We start from the raw sequence: 19,151 nt of genomic DNA on the forward strand, positions 1-19,151 counted from the left end.
GATTTTTTGCGCTTGATGATCATTATGATGAAAAAAGACCCCTTTATTATGCCGCTTTAAAGGATGTTGACAAAGCTAAAGGCGATCTTACTGGATGGCTCGAGTACTTTACAAGCGGCGTATTGTATTCGGTTGACAAGGTGAAATCTATTATCGAAAAATTAGGCTTTACACAAAAGATTGAAGAGGCCGAACAGATAGAGCTTACGGAGAAACAGATTAAAATCCTTGAAAGGATAAAAGAAAAAGGCAGGATTACCAATAAGGATTTGCGTGGAATGTTTAAGATATCCCGCCAGGCCATATTGAAGGAAGTTTCAAAGCTCATTTATGCAGGGTTGATTCAACTTGTCGGCAAAGGCCGAGGTGCCTACTACTGTATGTCTGCTCGCAGGACCTTAAAGCCGTAATAAGCTATCTACAATCCCCATTTAAAGGCGCAAGGGCTCTAATTTTTCACAGATCTTATATGACAACCCAAAAACGAAGAAAAGACATACGCAATATTGCCATTATTGCTCACGTAGACCATGGAAAGACTACGCTGGTCGACGCGCTTCTCAGGGAGACCATGGCCTACCATTTTAAGGACGGGGAATCCACTATTATGGATTCCAATCCGATAGAGAGGGAGCGAGGCATAACAATCTTTTCGAAAAACGCGTCTTTGCAGTATAAGGACGTTCAGATTAATATAGTCGATACGCCCGGCCACGCCGATTTCGGCAGCGAAGTAGAGCGGATATTAAAGATGGTGGAGGGCGTGCTTTTACTTGTGGATGCTTTTGAAGGGCCGATGCCGCAGACAAAATTTGTCCTGAAAAAATCGCTGGAGCTTCACCTGAAGCCGATACTTGTCGTCAATAAAATAGACAGGCCGAACTCCCGGCCGCATGAAGTGGCGGATGTTACCTTTGACATGTTCTGCGAACTGAACGCGACCGACGAGCAGCTCGATTTTCCCATTGTCTACGCCTCCGGCAAAGACTGCCACGCCACGCTCGATATGGACGTGGAGGGCCATGATATGAAACCCCTTCTCGAGACGATACTCCATCGCGTGCTTCCGCCGGTGGCAGACCCCGATCAGCCTTTCCAGATGCTCATAACGATGCTTGATTATGATAACTATGTTGGCCGCATTGCTACGGGCAGGATCTTCCACGGCAAAATAAAAGTGGGAGATATGATGTCGCTTATCAAAAGAGACGGCAGCATCGAAAGAGGCAGGGTCACGAAAATTTTAAAATATCGGGGCTTAAAGAGAGTGGAGGCCGAGAGCGCCGAGGCGGGCGAGATCATTTCAATATCCGGCATAGAAAACGTGAAGGTGGGCGAAACGCTTGCTGCAAACGAAGACCCGAAGCCGCTTCCGACGATCAAAATAGATGAGCCGACGATATCCATGAATTTTTGTCACAACACGAGCCCTCTCTCCGGAAGAGATGGCGGCAGGTTTCTGACCTCCCGCCATATACGCGAGAGGCTGGAGCATGAAGTCATGATGAACGTAGGCATAAAAGTCGAGGAGACCGAAGAAGGCGAGCGCTTTAAGGTCTCGGGCCGCGGCGAACTTCATTTATCAATCCTCATTGAGACGATGCGTCGCGAAGGATATGAAGTTGAAGTATCCCGTCCTCACGTCATACTGAAAGAGATAGAGGGCGAGACGCTGGAACCCGTAGAAGAACTTGCCGTAGAGATAGATCCTGTGTATCAAGGTGTTGTCATGGAATCTCTAGGGAATCGTCAGGCCGAGATGAAACACATGCAGACGACAAATGTCGGCACTGTGAGAATGGAATTCCTTATAACCACGCGCGCGCTGTTCGGGTTCAGGAGTGAATTTCTGCAGATGACGCGGAGCAACGGCCTTATGTACCAGAACTTTTTTGAGTATCAGAAGTTTAAAGGCGAGCTTCCCTGCCGCGCAAAAGGCGTGATGGTCTCGCAAACCGGCGGCAATGCCGTGGCGCACGCTCTTTGGGGGTTGCAGGACAGGGGCGAGATCTTTATCAGACCGGGAGACGCGCTCTATGAGGGCATGATAATCGGAGTAAATAACAAGGGAAGGGACCTCGTTGTCAACGCCGCCCGCGAAAAGAAACAGACTAATATGCGCTCCTCCGGTTCGGATGAGGCCATCCAGCTCATTACTCCGCGGGAGATGACCCTGGAATTTGCCCTGGAATTCATAGAAGACGACGAGCTTGTCGAGATCACCCCTAAGAATATACGCTTAAGAAAACAAAACCTTACGGAAAATGAGCGTAAAACAGAATTACACAGAAGAAATAGACGTCTCGGTGACATGAGAAATACCTGATGGACATCTGCCGCATTTTTCATTGCCTTCCCCGCCCCCCGGTGTTATAATATGTAAAATAAAACCAGAGAAGCGCACAATGAGTACCGGCAATTAAAAGAAAGGAAAAAGTGAAATCCGCAAAAGAATTTTTAAAGATCGACGAAAAAAATACTATATGCCGTATAGAGGGATATATACGGGGTGTCTTTGACTATAGTAAGGCAAAGGGTGTCCTGATCGGCCTTTCGGGCGGTATAGACTCTGCGGTCCTCTCGACGCTTGTGGTGCGCGCGCTGGGCAAAGACAAAGTCAGTGTTTATTACGTATATGACAAGAACAATGATAAGGAATCCGAACAGAAAGCCCGGATTATGGCTGACTGGTTAGGCCTGAAGTTGAATATACTCAGCATCGCATCAAAAATGAATGAAAAAGAGCTCAAAGCTCCGTTTTTTATGGGGATAAACGGTTTGCCTAAGTTCATGGTTTCGGGCATCTCGGGACTTTATCGCCTCATAATGGGAGAGATGCCGTATGTCAGCACTCTGCGCAAAAGATCGACGGAAGGAAATCGATTTAAAAGATGGATATACAACCATACGGTCAAAAATATAGAATTCATGTTTGACGGAGGAGCCATCGAACGCAGAAAAGTATTGGAAGAGATAGCAGAAAAAGAGGGTCTCTTAATATTGGGCGCCGCAAACCGTTCGGAAGAGATGACAGGATGGTTTACAAGCGGAGGTATCGATAACATGCCATTTGCGCCGATCATGGGATTGTATAAAAATCAGGTCAGGCAGCTTGCGGCATATTTGGATGTACCACCGGAAATACAAAAGCAGGAATCATCCCCCGACATGCTGAAGGGAGTGAATGACGAATTGACATTAGGTATAGATTATGACAGGATGGATATTATTCTTTGCGGCCTGGTGCGCGGCCTCAAAGATGAAGATATTATGGAATACGGCCCAACAAAGATAGAGATCGAAAAGATACGCGAAATGCGCGATCTTTCGGATTGGAAAAGGGCTGTTGAGAATATCAGCCGGCCGGCATGCGTAAATGAGAATATGATCGATTAATTCAGGAGAAATTATGTTACCCGAAATGATATTAGCGCTTTTGTGCATCGTTTCGTTTATGATTCTATTTTGGGATCTCATGCTCCAAATGAAACTCAAGAATCTTGAGAAAAAGATAAAAGCCCTGGAAGAGCGAAAGGTTGTAACGGATAAGAAATGAAGAAACCGGAGGCGGTATGAATTCGGAACTGATGATAAGTGTTCTGTGTCTTGTTTCCTTTTTTCTCCTGTCTTGGGCGCTTCTTCTCCGTCTTTACATAAAAGAACTTGAGAAAAAAGTAGACGCACTGGAAAAGTACTTTTCCATAACAAAGAAACTGGATAATATTTAGAGGAATTGATGTCGTATATTGTATTTGCCAGAAAATGGCGGCCGCAGGCTTTTGAAGAAGTAGTAGGCGAAGAACACATAACATCCACCCTTAAAAATGCCATCTCCGCAAAAAGGGTAGCCCACGCTTATATTTTTACGGGACCCAGAGGCATAGGAAAGACATCTGTCGCGAGGATATTTGCCAAGGCCCTCAATTGCGAAAAAGCGCCCACAACCACACCCTGTAATAAATGCACTTCATGTAAAGCCATATCCTCCGGCACAAGCATGGATGTAATAGAGATAGATGGCGCTTCGAATAACAGCGTAGACCAGATACGCGAGCTCCGCGAAAATATAAAATTTTCCCCCTCGTACGGCAATTATAAGATCTACATAATAGACGAAGTGCACATGCTGAGCATGGGCGCCTTCAACGCGCTTTTAAAAACGCTTGAGGAGCCGCCCGCGCACGCTAAATTTGTATTTGCCACCACAAACCCGGAAAAAGTGCCCTCTACCATACTCTCGCGCTGCCAGCGATTTGATTTTGTAAGGATACCTTTCAACTTGATCGTAGAAAAATTGAAGAAGATAATAGCCGCGGAGAAGCTTAATATTTCCGAAGAGGCGGTCTTTGCTATAGCAAGGGCGTCCGACGGCAGTCTCCGCGATGCCGAGTCCGTACTTGACCAGCTGGCATCTTTTTCATCGGACAAAATAAGCGGAGAAGATGTCATAAATCTTTTGGGTATGATAGAGGAGGATAAACTTTCCCAGATAGTGGATAGTATTTATAAAAAAGATACGAGGGCCTCTCTTCAGGCGATAGACGAAATGATAAGCAAGGGCAAGGACATCTCCCAGTTTATAGCAGGCCTCATGAGTTATATAAGGAATATGATGGTGCTTGCGATTAGTTCGGATCTGAGGCCGTTAATAGATTTTCCCGATAATTACGTAGACGCGCTCAAAGAGCAGGTGAAGAAATTTAAAATAGAAGAACTCTTATATATATTTTATACTCTTTCCGCCACCCTCAAAGCCGTAAAAAGATCGGAGGTGGCGCGTTTTATTCTGGAAGCGGCTTTTATCAAACTTTCAATGAGGAGCGAACTTATTTCTTTGGCTAACGTGGCGGAGAAATTGTCAAACATGGAACTGAGTATAACGCCCGAACCGCCCGGTCATTTTAAAAGCGCCGAGAAAACCGAAAGTACGCGGGAAGTCCAAAGGCCGCCCGCCGTTACGATAGAACAACCGGCGCCCGAAAATCATCCGCCTAAAGGCGACGCCGTTATTTCGGCCGAATCGGTGAAAAGAGCGTGGCCGTCGGTACTCCAGAACGTAAAATCAAAAAAGATATCCATAGGATCGTATTTGTCGGAAGGAAATGTAGCCGGCACTGAAGGCTCTTCGATAATATTGAGCTTTGCCGAGAGATTTAATTTCCATAAAGAGGTCCTCGAGAACTCCACTAACAAAAAATTTGTGGAAGGTATTATTTCCGAGGCGCTCGGGGCGAATATTCAGGTAAAATTCATAACCGTCCGGCAGGGCGAAGAGGCACTGAGAAAGGCATTTGGCGAAGAGGATGCGGGCGGTGAAGCAGGGCCCGAGGCCGAGCCGGATGCCGCCGATGAGTCCATCATACAATCTGCCCTGGATATATTTAACGGCAAGATCGTAAAAATCAGGGAAAATAACGCGCGAAATGAACAGGCTTAGTTACGCACGGTCCATACAAAGCCTCATAAAAGAATTTTCCAAAATGCCCGGCATAGGTACGAAAACAGCGGAACGGCTGGCATTTTATATCCTGAAGCTCTCCATGGAAGATGCCCAGCGCCTTGCGGACTCTATCTTAAAAGTAAAGTCGACCATACGGTTTTGCAAGGCGTGCAACAATCTGAGCGAAGGGGAGATTTGCCTTATATGCCAGGACGGGGGCCGCGATAAAGGCATAATTTGCGTGGTCGAGGAGCCGAACGATGTCTCGGCCATAGAGAAAGCAGGCAAATTTAACGGCGTGTACCACGTCCTTCTCGGCAGATTGTCGCCCCTTGATGGCGTGGGCCCGGAATCGCTTAAGATAAACGAGCTTGTAGAGCGCGTTAAGAAGGATAAAGTGAAAGAAGTGATCGTAGCGACAAATTCCGATACGGAAGGTGAGACGACAGCGCTTTATATAGCCAAAACCCTTAAACCTTATAGAGTGAAGATAACGCGCCTTGCCCACGGTATTCCGGTGGGAAGCGATTTAAAATATGCGGATCAGGCGACTTTGATGAAAGCAATAGAAGGCCGCCTCGAGATTTGAATTGACTTAGAGATTTCCTTTTGTTAAAATAATAAAAATTACTTTTGCAGAAAAAAGAAGGGGGGCGGCGATGTTTGATTCTATAGGAAAAGCCTTTGTGTTGAGCCTGAAAGCGGTAAAGATCTTTTGTGTAATCATAGTGCTTAATCTTGCTATGAATGTCGTTAACCTTATGATAATACCTGCGCCGGTGGACGCCGAGATGAACTTGCAGAAATCGCTTGCTGTAATCGGCATGGGCCTCTTGTTCTTTTTATTGGCGGTTTTTGTGCAGGGCGGCGTGATAGCCTACGTCAGGGACCTGGTAAAATCCGGCTCCGCAAGTTTAGCGCCTTTTATAGCGAATTGCGCCAAATATTTTGTGCGCATGCTTGGTATAGCGCTTCTTACGATGCTGATAGTTTTGGGGTGGGGGGTTTTATTATTTGCGATACTGCCGGTTTTTTTACCTGCTCTAAAGGCAGTGTCCCTTATTTTAGGCATTATAGTCCTTATAGGACTTATGATTTTACTGATCCTTCCCGGCTATGTCTTAGTAGGCAGTGATTTAAGTGTTATGGGCGCTCTTAAAAAAGGTGCGTCGGTAGCCGCTAACAATTTCCTTAAGATGTTAGTCATATTGATCGTCCTGATTATAGTCAGTATTGTTGTAATGTTCTTAGCGTCTTTTTTAACCGGATTGTTATCTATTGTGTTGAAACAACTAGTTAGCTATGTAGCGGCTATAGCGATGGCTATATCAAGCGCCGTCATAACTATTCTTGCGAATATAGCATACATGGATTTCTATCTGAAAAGGTCATAGTCAGAAGGCAGAGTTAAAATGAAGGAGTTAGCAGAGATAAGATGGCATGGACGGGGCGGCCAAGGTGCGAAGACCGCCGCGCAGTTCCTTGCCGAAGCAGCCCTCGATTCCGGAAAATTTATCCAGGCCTTTCCTGAATACGGCCCTGAAAGGGCCGGCGCCCCCATGCGCGCATATACGCGTATATGTGATAAACCCATAAATATCCATTCGGGCGTAACCAATCCCGACGCAGTAGTGGTGATAGATTCTACCCTGCTTACGCCGGAAGTGTTGCTTGGGCTTCCCGAGGACGGCGTTCTCGTGGTAAATTCCACCGAATCCGTGGCAGAGATAAGGGAAAAATTAGATTATAATCACGGCAAGGTCGCCGTCGTGGATGCCACGCAAATAGCGCTCGATACCATAAAAGTGCCGATGACCAATACTCCGATGCTGGGCGCGCTTATAAAAATTATACCTGTCGTTACGCTTGAAGCTATACAGGATAAGATAAAGAAGAAATTTATCAAGAAGCTCGGAGATAAAAAGACAGAAGCGAATTTAGAGGCAATAAAAAGGGCTTATAACGAAGTAAAAGTAGGATAAAAGGTATGCCGGTAGATTTGAAAAATAAGAAAAAGGAAGAATCAGAGACGAAGCGCCAAAAGGGTTGGAAAGATATTCCTATAGGCGGCCTTATAGATAAAGGCGGCACGGCAAAGGCCTATAAGACCGGCGATTGGAGGACGTTTCGTCCTGTTCGCGATGAAGCAAAGTGTATTAATTGTATGATATGCTGGGCATATTGCCCTGATTCAGCCATAAAGACAAAAGACGGGAAGATGACGGGGTTTGATCTTGATTATTGCAAGGGTTGCGGCATATGCGCTTCCGTTTGTCCCGTTAAATGTATAAAGATGGTACAAGAAGAGAGGAAATGAGTTGGAGAAGGTGAAATTATTCCCATTTACAGGAGACCAGGCAGCCGCGTATGCTATGAAGCAGATAGAGCCGGACGTTATTGCGGCCTATCCCATAACTCCGCAGACGGAAATAGTGATGGGTTTTTCCCAATACGTTGCCGACGGAAGAGTAAAGACAGAGATGATACCCGTTGAGTCGGAGCATAGCGCTATGAGCGCGTGCGTCGGGGCAGCAGCCGCCGGCGCGCGTACCATGACCGCCACATCTGCCAACGGCCTGGCGCTTATGTGGGAGGTAGTGTATATAGCCGCATCAACGAGGCTTCCTATAATCATGCCGGTGGTCAATAGGGCGCTATCGGGGCCCATAAATATTCATTGCGACCATTCTGACAGTATGGGGGCGAGGGATTCCGGCTGGATACAGATATATTGCGAGAATGCCCAAGAGGTATACGAAAGCATAATATTGGCGGTGAGGATAGCCGAACATTCCGATATACTGCTTCCTGTAATGGTATGCCAGGACGGTTTTATAACAAGCCACGCGATGGAAGGCATGCAGATTTTTGATGATAAAGTCGTAAAGGATTTTATCGGTGAATATAAACCGAGGTTTTCACTTTTGGATGTAGACCGCCCCTCCACGGTAGGGCCGCTGGATCTGCAGGATTTCTATTTCGAACATAAGAGGCAGCAGTCCGATGCCATGAAAGGATCGCTTAAGATTATTCCCGGCATCTTCGGGGAGTTCGAAAAGGTCTTCGGCAAAAAACACAATTTTGTAGACGGATACATGCTGGAGGATGCGGAAGTAGCTATATGCGCGTTGAGCTCAACAGCCGGGACGACAAGAGGAGTTGTGGATAAGCTGAGAAAAGAAGGCCATAAAGTGGGGCTCCTTAAACCAAGGTTCTTCAGGCCGTTTCCGAAAGACGCGATCATAAAAAGTTTATCAAATATAAAGGCGCTTGCGGTTTTGGACAGGAGCGAATCGTTTTCAGCCGAAGGCGGGCCCCTCTTTTCCGAAATGAAAGCGGCCTTCTATGCCGAAAAAAACCGACCGCTCATCGCCAATTACATCTACGGGCTTGGCGGCAGGGATATGTTTGAGGCGGACATAGAAGGTATATTTAGAGATGTCCTTCGGGCGGCGAAAAGCGGCAAAGTAAAAGAAGAAGTCCAATTTATCGGAGTGCGGGAATAATGGCAAATCTTAAAGAACTTTCAAAGACAATACCCGAACGGCTTTCAAGCGGGCACAGATTGTGCGCCGGTTGCGGCGCCTCCATCATCGTAAGACAGGTCCTCATGGGCACAAAAGACCCGGTTGTCGTCGCGGCGGCGACGGGCTGCCTGGAAGTAGCTACTACCATATATCCTTATACTGCCTGGGAAGTTCCTTTTATACATAATGCCTTCGAAAACGTAGCCGCCACTATAAGCGGAGTAGAGACAGCTTACAGGTCGCTCTTGAAACAGGGAAAAATCAATAAAGAGATTAAGTTTGTGGCATTCGGCGGTGACGGCGGTACGTATGATATAGGATTGCAGTCTTTATCCGGCGCTTTAGAAAGAGGCCATAAATTTGTTTATGTATGTTATGACAACGAAGCGTATATGAATACCGGAGTCCAGCGTTCAAGCGCTACGCCTATAGGGGCGTCAACTACTACGGCTCCTTCCGGAGAGAAGAGTTACGGTAAAACCCAGAGGCGTAAAGACCTTACCGCCATAATAGCTGCCCACAGGATTCCTTATGTGGCGCAGGGTTCGGCGTCGCATTGGAATGACCTTATAACCAAATCGGAAAAGGCGTTTCGGGCCGACGGCCCGGCCTTTCTTAATGTAATATCTATGTGCCACAGGGGATGGGGATTCCCTCAGGAGGACACGGTCGAAATTTCAAAACTGGCAGTTGAGACATGTTTCTGGCCTTTATATGAGGTGGTGAACGGCAAACTTAAGATAAATTATAAGCCGAAGAATAAACTGCCGGTTTCAGAATGGCTGAAGAGGCAGGGGCGATTTAAGCATCTTGGCAAAGAAGAATATGCCGCGGTAGAGGCAAAGATCCAGAAGGATATTGACGAAGACTGGGAAAATCTCCTAAAGAGAGAAGCGCTATAAAAAGGCCCGATTAATATGTATGTCGATATAGAAATATATAAAAGTAACGACAATGTTTATATAGCCTGCTGCCCGGAACTGAATCTTTACGCAAACGCCAATACGCAAGGCGAGGCGGCGACGAAACTAAAGAAGAAGATAAGCGATTTTATAGACAAGCACGATTCATCTTTTGAAGCAAATAAAGATATAGATTATACCGTCAAGTACTATTCCGCCCGCTACCCGCAGACCCACTAATACCGCGCCTCTGCCAGGCTATTTTAACAAGAAATGCTAAAAGAATAAACAGGCCTACCAGAAAGATTCTCGCGCCCAATACATAAGGCTTATTGGCGGCGCTTATATCGCGCATAAGGAGAAGCGGAACGCCGTCTTTTATTGACCACCACACAAGAATGATTATTAAAAATACCGGAGTTACGTATTTCATGATAAAGCGGTATATTTTCGGTATTGCAAGGTCCGCGCCGTGATGTATTTCATCCCAAGCTTTATCCATACCAAATACCCATGTAAAAAGTATGGTTTCAACCGTCGCGAAAAGGGCAAGGCAGAAAGTGCCGCCCCAAAAATCCAATTCATTAAGTACGCCCCTGCCGAGAAAGAATATCGCGGGCTGGCAGAATAAAAACGCGGCTACGCCAAAAATTACGACGGCTTTCCGGCGGTTCAGTCCGAATTCGTCCTCAAGAAACGCTATAGCCGGCTGCGCCAGCGATACCGAAGAAGTGATACCGGCCAGAAAAAGAAGCAAAAACCATATCGCCCCGAAGAATACTCCGAAGGCGATTTTTTGAAAGATCACAGGCATAGTTACGAACCCCAGATTGAAAGCGCCGCTCGCGGCCACTTCTTTTATGCCTAGAGGGCCGAAAAACACGAACGCGGCAGGTATTACTATGCTGGCGCCTATTATGACTTCGGCAAATTCGTTTGTGCTGACGGCAGTCAGGCCGGACAATACTACGTCATCGCCTTTTTTAAGATAACTCGCGTAAGTAAGGATTACTCCTATTCCGACGCTTAGCGTGAAAAATATCTGCCCCGCGGCCGCAAGCCAGACTCTTGGCTTTAACAAAGCGGAAAAATCGGGATTCCACAAAAATCCTACAGCGTTTGAAATATTCCAACCAGGCCTGGACGCATCCGGCGTCCCCAAAGTCAATACGCGGGCCATTACCACTATGCCAAGAATAAAAAGAAGCGGCATAGCTATACGGCATAATTTTTCAATTCCGCCGCGTATTCCGTAATATATGATAGTTATGTTTATTATAAACGTGATAAGAAAGAAAAAATATGCCGGGGCGAGGCTTGTAAAGAAATTGTTTTTTTCAAGCCCCTGGTAGGCGCCCAGGAAGCTTTGCATCGTCGCTTGATCTTCTATGCCTTTATAATTTCCTAAAATGGAGAATATGCTGTAGCCGAGAGTCCACGATGCTATATAAGTGTAGTAAATGAAGATGACAAGGGGTCCAAATATGCCGATTACCCCGAAATATTTTATGAATCTATTCTTTTCCCATAAGCTGTGAAAGATGCCGGGAGCCGTCCCGTGTTCAAACCCGCCGCCGTAACGTCCCAACGCCCACTCTATCCACATGAGCGGTATGCCTAAAAGGAGGAGTGATACGAAATACGGTATCAGAAAAGCGCCGCCGCCGTTATTGGCGGCCTGGACAGGAAACCGCAGGAAGTTCCCAAGCCCTACCGCGCTTCCCGCTACGGCCATGATTATACCTAATTTTGAACCCCAGCTCTGCCGCGCCATTTTTTCCTATACCAATCTTCTCATGGCCTATCTTATTATTTCCTTAAAGATATCTATGACTTCCGGCGGAATATTTTTGGGAAGGTTCTGCCTTATTATATCGGTAGTATCGCTGCCTTGGGTCTTCTGAATTATGTCTATAACCGTATCTATAGCCATCATGCCTACAGCCCTCTTCGCTATGGGGCCGAGCCCCCAGCGGACATTTCCCTTGGAATCCGTCTTTTGTTTAAAATCTATTACGACATTGCCTCTTTGATTGGTGAGGTACATAGTAAGTTTTTGGACGCTTGTCTCAAGAAACGGGCTACTGCTTTTTTCGGGATTTAGATAAAACACCAAGTCCGTGATCTCCATAGTGTAATTACCGTCTATAGCTCCATCCACGGCCTTTAAGTCGGAGTTGACGCTAAATACGCCCTGGGTCACAATAAACGGGGCGTACTTATCTAGGTATGGTTTTAAATTCGCAAGGGGTATCTCGGAGGCGGTGAACTGCCAGGAATAAGTAGGTTCTTCGCGCATAGGGGATATCTCAAAATTTCCTTTTATTACGCGCTCAGATTTGCCGTTCAGGTTAGCAAAGCCGTTAAAAGCGATCTTTTCATAATTTTTTTCATCCGCGGAACGCGTGAGCGAAACAATGCCCGTTAGGGGAAAGATGTCTATATGGTGCCCCTGGCCGGGTGATATAAAACTGTCCAGATAATGTATAACGCCGTTTTTAATATTTATTGTGCCGGGAAGCGAGATCTTCGGTTCTGCCGCAGCATTCTCTGCGAACGCGTCTTTCACAAAGCCAAAATAGTCTTTATTTTTTATTGAAGCTGAGGGTTTGTTTTTGGCATCCTTTTTATCAAATTCCTGAAAATTCCACCGGTCCGCCGCGGAGCGCTCCACGTAAAATGTAGGATTTTGTATTTGTATGTTGTTTATATCGAGCCGGAGAGACGGTTTTGTAGTTACATTAAGCTTCATATCTACGGAACTCGCCTCCATCAGGTATTTACCCTGAAAACCTTTTGGATTTTTTACTTTTATGTCTTCCAGATGCAGCTTACCGGTCGTTTCGTCAAAGTTGATACCTGCCAGGGCAACGTTAGGGATGGGAAATGACTTTAATATAAGGTTGAGGGTGTATTGCTTTAGGGCATCGCGGAAGAAGTATAATGAAGCGCCGAGTAATACTATTAAAAGAACCAGGACTATGAGTATCTTTTTCGCCATTTTAGACCTCCGAATTGCCCGCTATTTTACATTCGCAATTCGTCCCGAGCAAGTGAGCGAAGCGAACGCGTCGAGGGGCTACATTTGTATTTCTGCAAATAACGATATCACGTCATAATAGCTATTGTCAAGGAAAATGGAATTCTGTATAATGAATATATATGGTCGACACATTGATAGTAGACGGCTATAACATAATACATGCCCTTCCGGAGCTGGAAAGCGAGCTCGAAAAGAGCTTGATGAGCTCAAGGCGCGCTCTTACCGAAGCGCTTAAAAGATATCAGGCCGGCGAAAGATCCATTAAAAGGATATACGTCGTATATGACAGCAAAGAGGGCACCGGAGACATAGAGGACCTGGGGTTAGTAAAGAATTTATATGCTCCCAAGGGGAGCAGCGCCGACAGCGAAATAGTAAGGATCTTGAAAAGCGCCAAAAGCCTTAAGAAGACAGCCGTTTTTTCAAAAGATAATTTTGTCATTAATCATGCGCGGAGCATGGGGGCAGATATTCTGCCCGTTGATAAGTTTTTGCGCAAAATAAGAAGCGCGAAAAATACGGCTAAATGCCATGTATTGAGCGAAGAAGCCAAAGAAGAGATAAACAGGGAACTGAGAAAAGTATGGAGGATAAAATAATGTAGCCCCTCGACTTTCCGCCAAAGGCGGACCCGCCGATGCGTTGTGGCGGGCGCTCGGGGCGATTTGCGCACGAGCAATAGAGGGCAAATCGGGGGCAAGCATGAAAGCATTTCTTATAGGGATTGTATTTCTTATATTGGTGGCTGTATTGGCGGGTTTAGGCGTATTGTTGTTCCCGCTTCTTCTTGTAATGGGTATATTTTTGCGGATATTACTGTATTTCGCATTTGTAATATTTGCGGTATGGCTTTTGGGTAAACTGATAATCATGGCCTGGGAGGCCATAAAAGGTTATGGAAAAGATAAGGTATGAAATAGATCCGCACAATAGGCTTATTGCCAAAATAAGCCGGAGGCGTTCCGGGATACCGAAATTTCGCCATGTCATAGACGGAGAATTTAAAGCAGGCCTTTTCAACACGCTTATCTATCATATAAAATCTCCGTCCAAAGGCATTACGGAAGAATTGAATCTTCCTTATCAGGTAAAATTGGGAGGTGCCTGGTCTCTAACTAAAAATCATGAGCTGAAACTGATTTTCGATAAATGCCAATTAGAGGGCTTCAGGAACGACGTCGTATTAAAAGGCGAGATCATAGGCGCGAATTCCGATTCCATCCTTTTTAGCGTAACCCAAAAGACAAAAGACGGCTTTAGCAGGACATCTATTTTGAGGCTTGAAGGCATTTGGCAGGCAGACGAATATAATCGCCTGATATTCAAAGCGAAAAAAGAAAGCGACAAATATGATACGCTCGTTTTTGAGGGGCGATGGGAAATAAACAAACAGCATAAGATAGTCTATAAATATACTAAAGACCGGGATAAGTCCGAGAGGTCGGTTTTGTTTGACGGTTTTTGGAATATCAGTAAAAAGGATACGCTTACATACCATTTGGATTTTATGAACAGGTCTCTTTTTGACTTTAGGGTAGGAAAAGGTATCGTATCGCAGAATAACATAAAATACGAAATCGGAATAGGCGCCAGGGCGCGGCGGAGGCCCAAGGCAAGATATCTGGTCCTATACGGGAAATGGAATATCAGAAAAAGTGTCGGGCTTGTTTTTGAGATAGATTACGGCGACGGCCAGACCGGTGGCATAGTCTTTAGCGCCGAGGCCAAACTTACGGCGGATTCGCGCATAAAATTTGAGCTTAAGACAGAATCGGGAAAATCTTTGGGTATCTCCCTGACTTTATCAAGGACGATATTGAAGGCCGTCGGCGAATTATATTCTAAGGTGTTATTTTCCGAAAAGGAGAAAGCGGTGTATATTGGCGGCGGGGTGAGGTGGTAGGGTTTAATTTTTGCACGAATTCGGAGGGGCTCATGAAAAGATATGGTATTTTGATGGTTGCGGGATTGTTTATATTTTTCAGTGCCGATTATACTTTGGCAGCGGACATGAAGAAGCTAATGGAAGTAGGGGCGAGCCAGACGGAGATCGCAAAAAGCCTGCGGCAGGAAACAAAGAGTTATGATGCCGTTAAGAAGGCAATCAATTCGGGCGCTATAAAAGAGGGGATGACGGCCGATACCATACGCAAAAAATACGGCGGGCCGATAATCGAAGTTTATGATAAAAAACGCGATATTACCAAATGGCTCTATATGCCTGCCTCATCTAACCACTTCGGGGGCGAAAAGCTGTATATTCATATAGACAGTGATAATAAGGTCAAAGGATGGGAGCTAATTGAAGGTTAAATCAAGCTTTTTGCAATATTAACAGATGCAACTCCTTGAGTAGCAATAAGTAAAAGCAGTAAATTATTAGATATTTATTTTCTTAATCTAACCCCTTCTATTTTACCATATTATATGGTATACTCTAGGCACAGGGGGTTTTTAATTTCCCCTTACTTTGGCACTTTCAAAAGCTCAATAACGGAGCGTCGCATATGTTCTGGATGAAGAGGGATAGGAAAAAGATCGGCGAAATTCTCGTAAATAAGAGCCTTATTACGGAGAAACAGCTTAAAGATGCCCTTCAGCGCCAGAGGAAGAAGGGCGAGCGTCTTGGTACGAATCTTGCCGATATGGGCTATCTTGATGAAGATGAGATACTGCCCCACGTAGCCCAGCAACGCCGCATACCGTTTATATCCCTCGAAAGATACAATATAAATTATCACGCGACTGCTACAATTCCCTATGAAGTAATGTGCGCCTGCAAAGTAGTGCCTCTTGACATAATAAAAGATATAATAACGATTGCAATCGCGGATGTGCCTTCTGAAGATTTGGTCAAAAGAATAGAAAAACTGACCGGCCTCAAAGTCAAAGCCGTTATGATAACAAAAGGGGATTTCAAGCGCTACATCGAGACTTATAATCTTTCGGTTGTTGATAAAGACAGAGAAAGGGTCGAAACGGGCACTGCGGAATATATAGATTTGCCGGGCTATCATGGCCAAGAGAGAAGGCGCTATATTCGCTTTAATCGGAAACTGAAGGTCAAATATGAGTTCAGGGAAGAATTTAATATTAACCGCTCTATCAATGTAAGCCGCGGCGGCGTTCTTGTAAAATCAAAATCTCCGATCCCTGAAAATACCCACATTATTTTACGCATGGAACTGCCTTCAAGGCATGAGGATATAATAGTAATATCCAGGGTTGTATGGACAGAAAAGACGAGCGATGAGGATGGTTATCTGGTCGCTCTTAGTTTTAGCAGTATGGATGCCGCCGATAACAGGGCACTGATAAATTTTATAGAATCACTTCCCAAATAATCCGCTTATTGCCCGAGCCGCTTGACGATGGCGCGGTGCTCGCGAAACAATTTTTCCGGAAAGTGCTTACCGAATTTCTTGAAAAACTGGGCTATATTTTTCGCTTCCTCTTTCCATTCCTCGCGGTTTATATCCAGAAGTTTATGCATAGCTTCTTTTGATATATCGAGTCCGGTCATGTCTATGTCGCCCGGCCTCGGTATATAACCTATAGGTGTTTTTATTGCCGGAATTTTATTATTGCACCTGTCTAATATCCACTCTATGACCCTTAGATTCTCTCCGTAGCCCGGCCACATGAATTTGCCCTTTTCGTCGACTTTGAACCAGTTTACATGAAATATCTTGGGCGGTTTCTTCATCTTTTTTCCCATGGAAAGCCAATGGGCAAAATAGTCGCCCATATTGTAACCGCAGAAAGGCAGCATTGCCATAGGGTCGCGGCGTACTTCGCCGAGCTTGCCGTATTGGGCGGCAGTCCGCTCCGACGCTATGGAGGCGCCCACAAATACACCGTGCTGCCAGTTAAATGCCTCGTATACAAGCGGCGCCAAGCGCGGGCGCCTTCCGCCGAATATGATTGCGGAGATAGGAACGCCGTGATGGTGGTCGATCCTGTAGGATATTGCGGGGCATTGTTTTGCCGGCACAGTAAAGCGGCTGTTAGGATGGGCGCCGGGGATATATTTCCCATTTTCATCGACCATTCCCGGATGCCACGGGCCGCCTTTCCAATCCGTCCCTTTAGCCGGAGGCGCTTCATCGCCGCCTTCCCACCATACGGTTTTATCCGGCTTGAGCAGGACATTGGTAAAAATGGTATTAGTTTTTATCGTAGCAATGGCGTTCGGGTTTGTCTTAGAATTGGTCCCGGGCGCTACGCCGAAAAATCCCGACTCCGGATTTATAGCCCATAAAGCGCCGTCAGAATCAACGCGCATCCACGCTATATCGTCGCCGACCGTCCATACGCGGTATCCTTTTCTCTCAAGGCCTTTTGGCGGCACCAACATGGCAAGGTTCGTTTTTCCGCATGCGCTGGGGAAGGCCGCCGCCACATATTCTACATGGCCGTTCGGCGATTCCACTCCCAATATCAGCATGTGCTCCGCTAACCAGCCTTCTTTTCTGGCAAGATGACTCGCGATTCGCAATGCCATGCACTTTTTTCCCAAGAGGACATTGCCGCCATAACCGGAGTTTACACTCCATATAGTGTTATCTTCCGGGAAATGAAGGATCATTCTTTTGTTTATATCAAGCTGGGCCTTGGAATGGAGGCACTTCGTAAACTCATTGCTTGTTCCCAATTGTTTCAGCGCTTCGGAACCCATGCGCGTCATGATGCGCATGTTGAGGACTACATATATGCTGTCGGTAAGTTCAACGCCGATTTTACTGAAAGGGGAGCCGACAGGGCCCATAGAAAAGGGTATTACATACATCGTTCTGCCCTTCATGGATCCTTTGAATATTTTTTTGGCTTTTCGATATGCCGCCGGCGGCGACATCCAATTGTTGGTAGGGCCTGCGTCCGATTTTTTACGCGTGCATATATAGGTCAAATGTTCCGTGCGCGCAACGTCGTTAAGGGCGGTTCTATGATAAAGGCAGCCCGGAAGTTTTTTCTGGTTTAGCCTCAATACCTCACCCGCCTTTAAGGCTTCGCGTTCAAGCCGGTTTTTTTCCTCCTCGGAGCCGTTTATCCAGACAATTTTATCCGGCTTGCACAGAGCGGCCATTTCTACTACCCATTTTTTGAGCTTTTTATGTTCCGCCATAATCATATCCTTTGTTGATCTTGCGTTTAGTTTGTTCGGGAGTGTATTATAGCATATCTCGCTTAACAGCCCAACAGAAAAACGCTTGCAAGGGCCAAGTTTTGCGGGTATAATCTAACCAAATGAACACGGAGCTCATACACTCTATAATATTAGGACTGATTCAGGGGCTTACAGAATTTTTGCCTATAAGCAGTTCCGCCCATCTTATTGTGCTTCCGTGGTTTATGGGATGGAAAGAGCATAGTATGGCCTTAGACGTGTCTCTTCACCTTGCCACGTTTTTCGCTGTAATGTTTTATTTCCGGGATGATTGGATAAAGATATTGCGCGAGGGGGCGTTAAGCATTAAAGAAAAGACCTTGGCAGGTCCTTTAGAGAGAAAACTCTTTTGGTATATAATTATTGCGACGGTACCGGCGGTTTTGGTCGCATTGATGGTAGGGGAAAAGATAGAAGAGTATTTTAGGAATCCGGTTTCTGTGGCGGTAATGCTCGGGCTTTTTGGGCTAGTACTTTATCTTGCCGACTTAATAGGTAGAAAAAATAAGCCTCTCGGCGCGCTTACTGCCCAAAAATCATTTTTGATAGGGCTATGCCAGGCGCTCGCGATTATGCCGGGCGTATCGCGTTCAGGCGTAACGATAAGCGGCGGCTTGTTTTTGGGCCTCAATAGAGAAAGCGCTGCGAAATTTTCCTTTTTGTTAAGCGCGCCGATAATATTTGGGGCTAGTATCTACAAAATGGATGAGATTATAGCGCTTAGTTCCTCATCTTCTTGGGTATCTTTTGTCGGAGGGTTTGCCGCGGCGTTCTTAAGCAGCATTATAGCCATACACTTTCTCTTAAAATTTATAAAGAGTCATCCCTTTACGGTATTTGCTATATACAGATTGGCGCTATCGGCGGCATTATTGGCGATTTTTATGTTTGGCGGTAATTAAGGAGGGGGCGGATCATGGAAGATATGTTGAACGGTAAAGAAGCCCTGGAGCTTGCTATCAAGGCAGAAGAGAAGGGGCTTGAACTTTACAAGACACTCGCCAGAAATAGCAAAAACTTTCATGTAAACCAGGTCTTTAAAGAATTGGCGAGAGAGGAAGAAAGGCATATA

The 19,151-nt window shown here is 45.8% G+C and carries 23 protein-coding genes; 20 read left to right on the forward strand and 3 right to left on the reverse strand.

Annotated features, from left to right (window positions below):
• The 13 genes from KKI13_06995 to KKI13_07055 form a co-directional block, all read left to right on the forward strand.
• Nucleotides 1-410, forward strand: a 410-nt coding sequence (locus KKI13_06995; protein MBU4488786.1) for a winged helix-turn-helix transcriptional regulator, incomplete at its 5' end; no start/stop codon positions are given.
• Nucleotides 411-469: 59 nt separating this feature from the next.
• Nucleotides 470-2,326: a translational GTPase TypA gene (typA, locus tag KKI13_07000; protein ID MBU4488787.1), complete on the forward strand. Its 1,857-nt coding sequence runs from the start codon at nt 470-472 to the stop codon at nt 2,324-2,326.
• A 110-nt stretch (nt 2,327-2,436) separates the two neighbouring features.
• Nucleotides 2,437-3,396 (forward strand): NAD(+) synthase, encoded by a 960-nt coding sequence (gene nadE / locus KKI13_07005; GenBank protein MBU4488788.1) that lies wholly within the window; start codon nt 2,437-2,439, stop codon nt 3,394-3,396.
• A 13-nt stretch (nt 3,397-3,409) separates the two neighbouring features.
• Nucleotides 3,410-3,556, forward strand: a complete 147-nt coding sequence (locus KKI13_07010) for a hypothetical protein (protein ID MBU4488789.1) — start codon at nt 3,410-3,412, stop codon at nt 3,554-3,556.
• Between the two features lie 16 nt (nt 3,557-3,572).
• Nucleotides 3,573-3,728, forward strand: coding sequence for a hypothetical protein (locus tag KKI13_07015; GenBank protein ID MBU4488790.1), 156 nt, complete (start codon nt 3,573-3,575; stop codon nt 3,726-3,728).
• 8 nt (nt 3,729-3,736) lie between these two features.
• Entirely contained in the window at nt 3,737-5,437 is a 1,701-nt protein-coding gene (gene dnaX / locus KKI13_07020) for a DNA polymerase III subunit gamma/tau (protein ID MBU4488791.1), read from the forward strand.
• Complete coding sequence (recR, locus tag KKI13_07025; protein ID MBU4488792.1) at nt 5,424-6,029, forward strand: recombination mediator RecR; 606 nt, start codon at nt 5,424-5,426, stop codon at nt 6,027-6,029. The genes dnaX and recR overlap by 14 nt, the downstream gene beginning before the upstream one ends.
• 70 nt (nt 6,030-6,099) lie before the next feature.
• Nucleotides 6,100-6,834 (forward strand): hypothetical protein, encoded by a 735-nt coding sequence (locus KKI13_07030; protein MBU4488793.1) that lies wholly within the window; start codon nt 6,100-6,102, stop codon nt 6,832-6,834.
• Nucleotides 6,835-6,852: 18 nt separating this feature from the next.
• Complete coding sequence (locus KKI13_07035; protein MBU4488794.1) at nt 6,853-7,422, forward strand: 2-oxoacid:acceptor oxidoreductase family protein; 570 nt, start codon at nt 6,853-6,855, stop codon at nt 7,420-7,422.
• 5 nt (nt 7,423-7,427) lie between these two features.
• Nucleotides 7,428-7,757 (forward strand): 4Fe-4S binding protein, encoded by a 330-nt coding sequence (locus KKI13_07040; GenBank protein MBU4488795.1) that lies wholly within the window; start codon nt 7,428-7,430, stop codon nt 7,755-7,757.
• Nucleotides 7,758-7,812: 55 nt separating this feature from the next.
• The gene (porA, locus tag KKI13_07045; GenBank protein ID MBU4488796.1) at nt 7,813-8,946 is read left to right on the forward strand and encodes a pyruvate ferredoxin oxidoreductase; all 1,134 of its coding nucleotides are present in this window, start codon (nt 7,813-7,815) and stop codon (nt 8,944-8,946) included.
• Nucleotides 8,946-9,869 carry a pyruvate ferredoxin oxidoreductase gene (locus KKI13_07050; protein ID MBU4488797.1) on the forward strand — a complete coding sequence of 308 codons (924 nt, stop codon included), beginning with the start codon at nt 8,946-8,948 and terminating at the stop codon, nt 9,867-9,869. The genes porA and KKI13_07050 overlap by 1 nt, the downstream gene beginning before the upstream one ends.
• 15 nt (nt 9,870-9,884) lie before the next feature.
• Nucleotides 9,885-10,109, forward strand: a complete 225-nt coding sequence (locus KKI13_07055) for a hypothetical protein (GenBank protein ID MBU4488798.1) — start codon at nt 9,885-9,887, stop codon at nt 10,107-10,109.
• On the opposite strand, the gene KKI13_07060 is transcribed toward KKI13_07055, so the two are convergent.
• Entirely contained in the window at nt 10,072-11,643 is a 1,572-nt protein-coding gene (locus tag KKI13_07060) for a sodium-dependent transporter (protein MBU4488799.1), read from the reverse strand. The two genes, KKI13_07055 and KKI13_07060, sit on opposite strands and share 38 nt — an antisense overlap.
• Nucleotides 11,644-11,670: 27 nt before the next feature.
• A complete protein-coding gene (locus tag KKI13_07065) occupies nt 11,671-12,870 on the reverse strand; it encodes a DUF748 domain-containing protein (GenBank protein ID MBU4488800.1) in 1,200 nt (399 codons plus the stop codon).
• A 161-nt stretch (nt 12,871-13,031) separates the two neighbouring features.
• Here KKI13_07065 and KKI13_07070 point away from each other — a divergent pair, with 161 nt between their 5' ends.
• The 5 genes from KKI13_07070 (at nt 13,032) to KKI13_07090 (ending at nt 16,256) form a co-directional block, all read left to right on the forward strand.
• A complete protein-coding gene (locus KKI13_07070; GenBank protein ID MBU4488801.1) occupies nt 13,032-13,511 on the forward strand; it encodes an NYN domain-containing protein in 480 nt (159 codons plus the stop codon).
• Nucleotides 13,512-13,614: 103 nt separating this feature from the next.
• A complete protein-coding gene (locus KKI13_07075; protein MBU4488802.1) occupies nt 13,615-13,827 on the forward strand; it encodes a hypothetical protein in 213 nt (70 codons plus the stop codon).
• Nucleotides 13,808-14,815 (forward strand): hypothetical protein, encoded by a 1,008-nt coding sequence (locus KKI13_07080; GenBank protein MBU4488803.1) that lies wholly within the window; start codon nt 13,808-13,810, stop codon nt 14,813-14,815. The genes KKI13_07075 and KKI13_07080 overlap by 20 nt, the downstream gene beginning before the upstream one ends.
• 32 nt (nt 14,816-14,847) lie before the next feature.
• Nucleotides 14,848-15,225: a hypothetical protein gene (locus KKI13_07085; protein MBU4488804.1), complete on the forward strand. Its 378-nt coding sequence runs from the start codon at nt 14,848-14,850 to the stop codon at nt 15,223-15,225.
• 194 nt (nt 15,226-15,419) lie between these two features.
• Nucleotides 15,420-16,256, forward strand: coding sequence for a PilZ domain-containing protein (locus tag KKI13_07090; GenBank protein ID MBU4488805.1), 837 nt, complete (start codon nt 15,420-15,422; stop codon nt 16,254-16,256).
• Between the two features lie 5 nt (nt 16,257-16,261).
• Here the strand turns inward: KKI13_07090 and KKI13_07095 are convergent, their stop codons facing one another.
• Nucleotides 16,262-18,043 carry a phosphoenolpyruvate carboxykinase (GTP) gene (locus KKI13_07095; GenBank protein ID MBU4488806.1) on the reverse strand — a complete coding sequence of 594 codons (1,782 nt, stop codon included), beginning with the start codon at nt 18,041-18,043 and terminating at the stop codon, nt 16,262-16,264.
• A gap of 116 nt (nt 18,044-18,159) precedes the next feature.
• Here KKI13_07095 and uppP point away from each other — a divergent pair, with 116 nt between their 5' ends.
• A complete protein-coding gene (gene uppP / locus KKI13_07100; GenBank protein MBU4488807.1) occupies nt 18,160-18,981 on the forward strand; it encodes an undecaprenyl-diphosphatase UppP in 822 nt (273 codons plus the stop codon).
• Nucleotides 18,982-18,995: 14 nt separating this feature from the next.
• Nucleotides 18,996-19,151 (forward strand): Rubrerythrin (locus tag KKI13_07105; protein MBU4488808.1); only part of this gene is annotated, 156 nt, incomplete at its 3' end.

Source organism: Candidatus Omnitrophota bacterium, from assembly GCA_018894435.1.
GTDB lineage: Bacteria > Omnitrophota > Gorgyraeia > JAHIPI01 > JAHIPI01 > JAHIPI01.

Excerpts from the sequence above, each read along its gene's own strand:
- KKI13_07030 (MBU4488793.1), top strand. The coding sequence starts at position 6,100 with ATGTTTGATTCTATAGGAAAAGCCTTTGTGTTGAGCCTGAAAGCGGTA.
- KKI13_07095 (MBU4488806.1), bottom strand. The coding sequence starts at position 18,043 with ATGATTATGGCGGAACATAAAAAGCTCAAAAAATGGGTAGTAGAAATG.
- KKI13_07090 (MBU4488805.1), top strand. The coding sequence starts at position 15,420 with ATGTTCTGGATGAAGAGGGATAGGAAAAAGATCGGCGAAATTCTCGTA.
- KKI13_07040 (MBU4488795.1), top strand. The coding sequence starts at position 7,428 with ATGCCGGTAGATTTGAAAAATAAGAAAAAGGAAGAATCAGAGACGAAG.
- KKI13_07085 (MBU4488804.1), top strand. The coding sequence starts at position 14,848 with ATGAAAAGATATGGTATTTTGATGGTTGCGGGATTGTTTATATTTTTC.
- KKI13_07060 (MBU4488799.1), bottom strand. The coding sequence starts at position 11,643 with ATGGCGCGGCAGAGCTGGGGTTCAAAATTAGGTATAATCATGGCCGTA.
- KKI13_07065 (MBU4488800.1), bottom strand. The coding sequence starts at position 12,870 with ATGGCGAAAAAGATACTCATAGTCCTGGTTCTTTTAATAGTATTACTC.
- dnaX (MBU4488791.1), top strand. The coding sequence starts at position 3,737 with ATGTCGTATATTGTATTTGCCAGAAAATGGCGGCCGCAGGCTTTTGAA.
- KKI13_07010 (MBU4488789.1), top strand. The coding sequence starts at position 3,410 with ATGTTACCCGAAATGATATTAGCGCTTTTGTGCATCGTTTCGTTTATG.
- uppP (MBU4488807.1), top strand. The coding sequence starts at position 18,160 with ATGAACACGGAGCTCATACACTCTATAATATTAGGACTGATTCAGGGG.
- KKI13_07070 (MBU4488801.1), top strand. The coding sequence starts at position 13,032 with ATGGTCGACACATTGATAGTAGACGGCTATAACATAATACATGCCCTT.
- typA (MBU4488787.1), top strand. The coding sequence starts at position 470 with ATGACAACCCAAAAACGAAGAAAAGACATACGCAATATTGCCATTATT.
- KKI13_07080 (MBU4488803.1), top strand. The coding sequence starts at position 13,808 with ATGGAAAAGATAAGGTATGAAATAGATCCGCACAATAGGCTTATTGCC.
- recR (MBU4488792.1), top strand. The coding sequence starts at position 5,424 with ATGAACAGGCTTAGTTACGCACGGTCCATACAAAGCCTCATAAAAGAA.
- KKI13_07055 (MBU4488798.1), top strand. The coding sequence starts at position 9,885 with ATGTATGTCGATATAGAAATATATAAAAGTAACGACAATGTTTATATA.
- KKI13_07075 (MBU4488802.1), top strand. The coding sequence starts at position 13,615 with ATGAAAGCATTTCTTATAGGGATTGTATTTCTTATATTGGTGGCTGTA.
- KKI13_07050 (MBU4488797.1), top strand. The coding sequence starts at position 8,946 with ATGGCAAATCTTAAAGAACTTTCAAAGACAATACCCGAACGGCTTTCA.
- KKI13_07035 (MBU4488794.1), top strand. The coding sequence starts at position 6,853 with ATGAAGGAGTTAGCAGAGATAAGATGGCATGGACGGGGCGGCCAAGGT.
- porA (MBU4488796.1), top strand. The coding sequence starts at position 7,813 with ATGAAGCAGATAGAGCCGGACGTTATTGCGGCCTATCCCATAACTCCG.
- KKI13_07015 (MBU4488790.1), top strand. The coding sequence starts at position 3,573 with ATGAATTCGGAACTGATGATAAGTGTTCTGTGTCTTGTTTCCTTTTTT.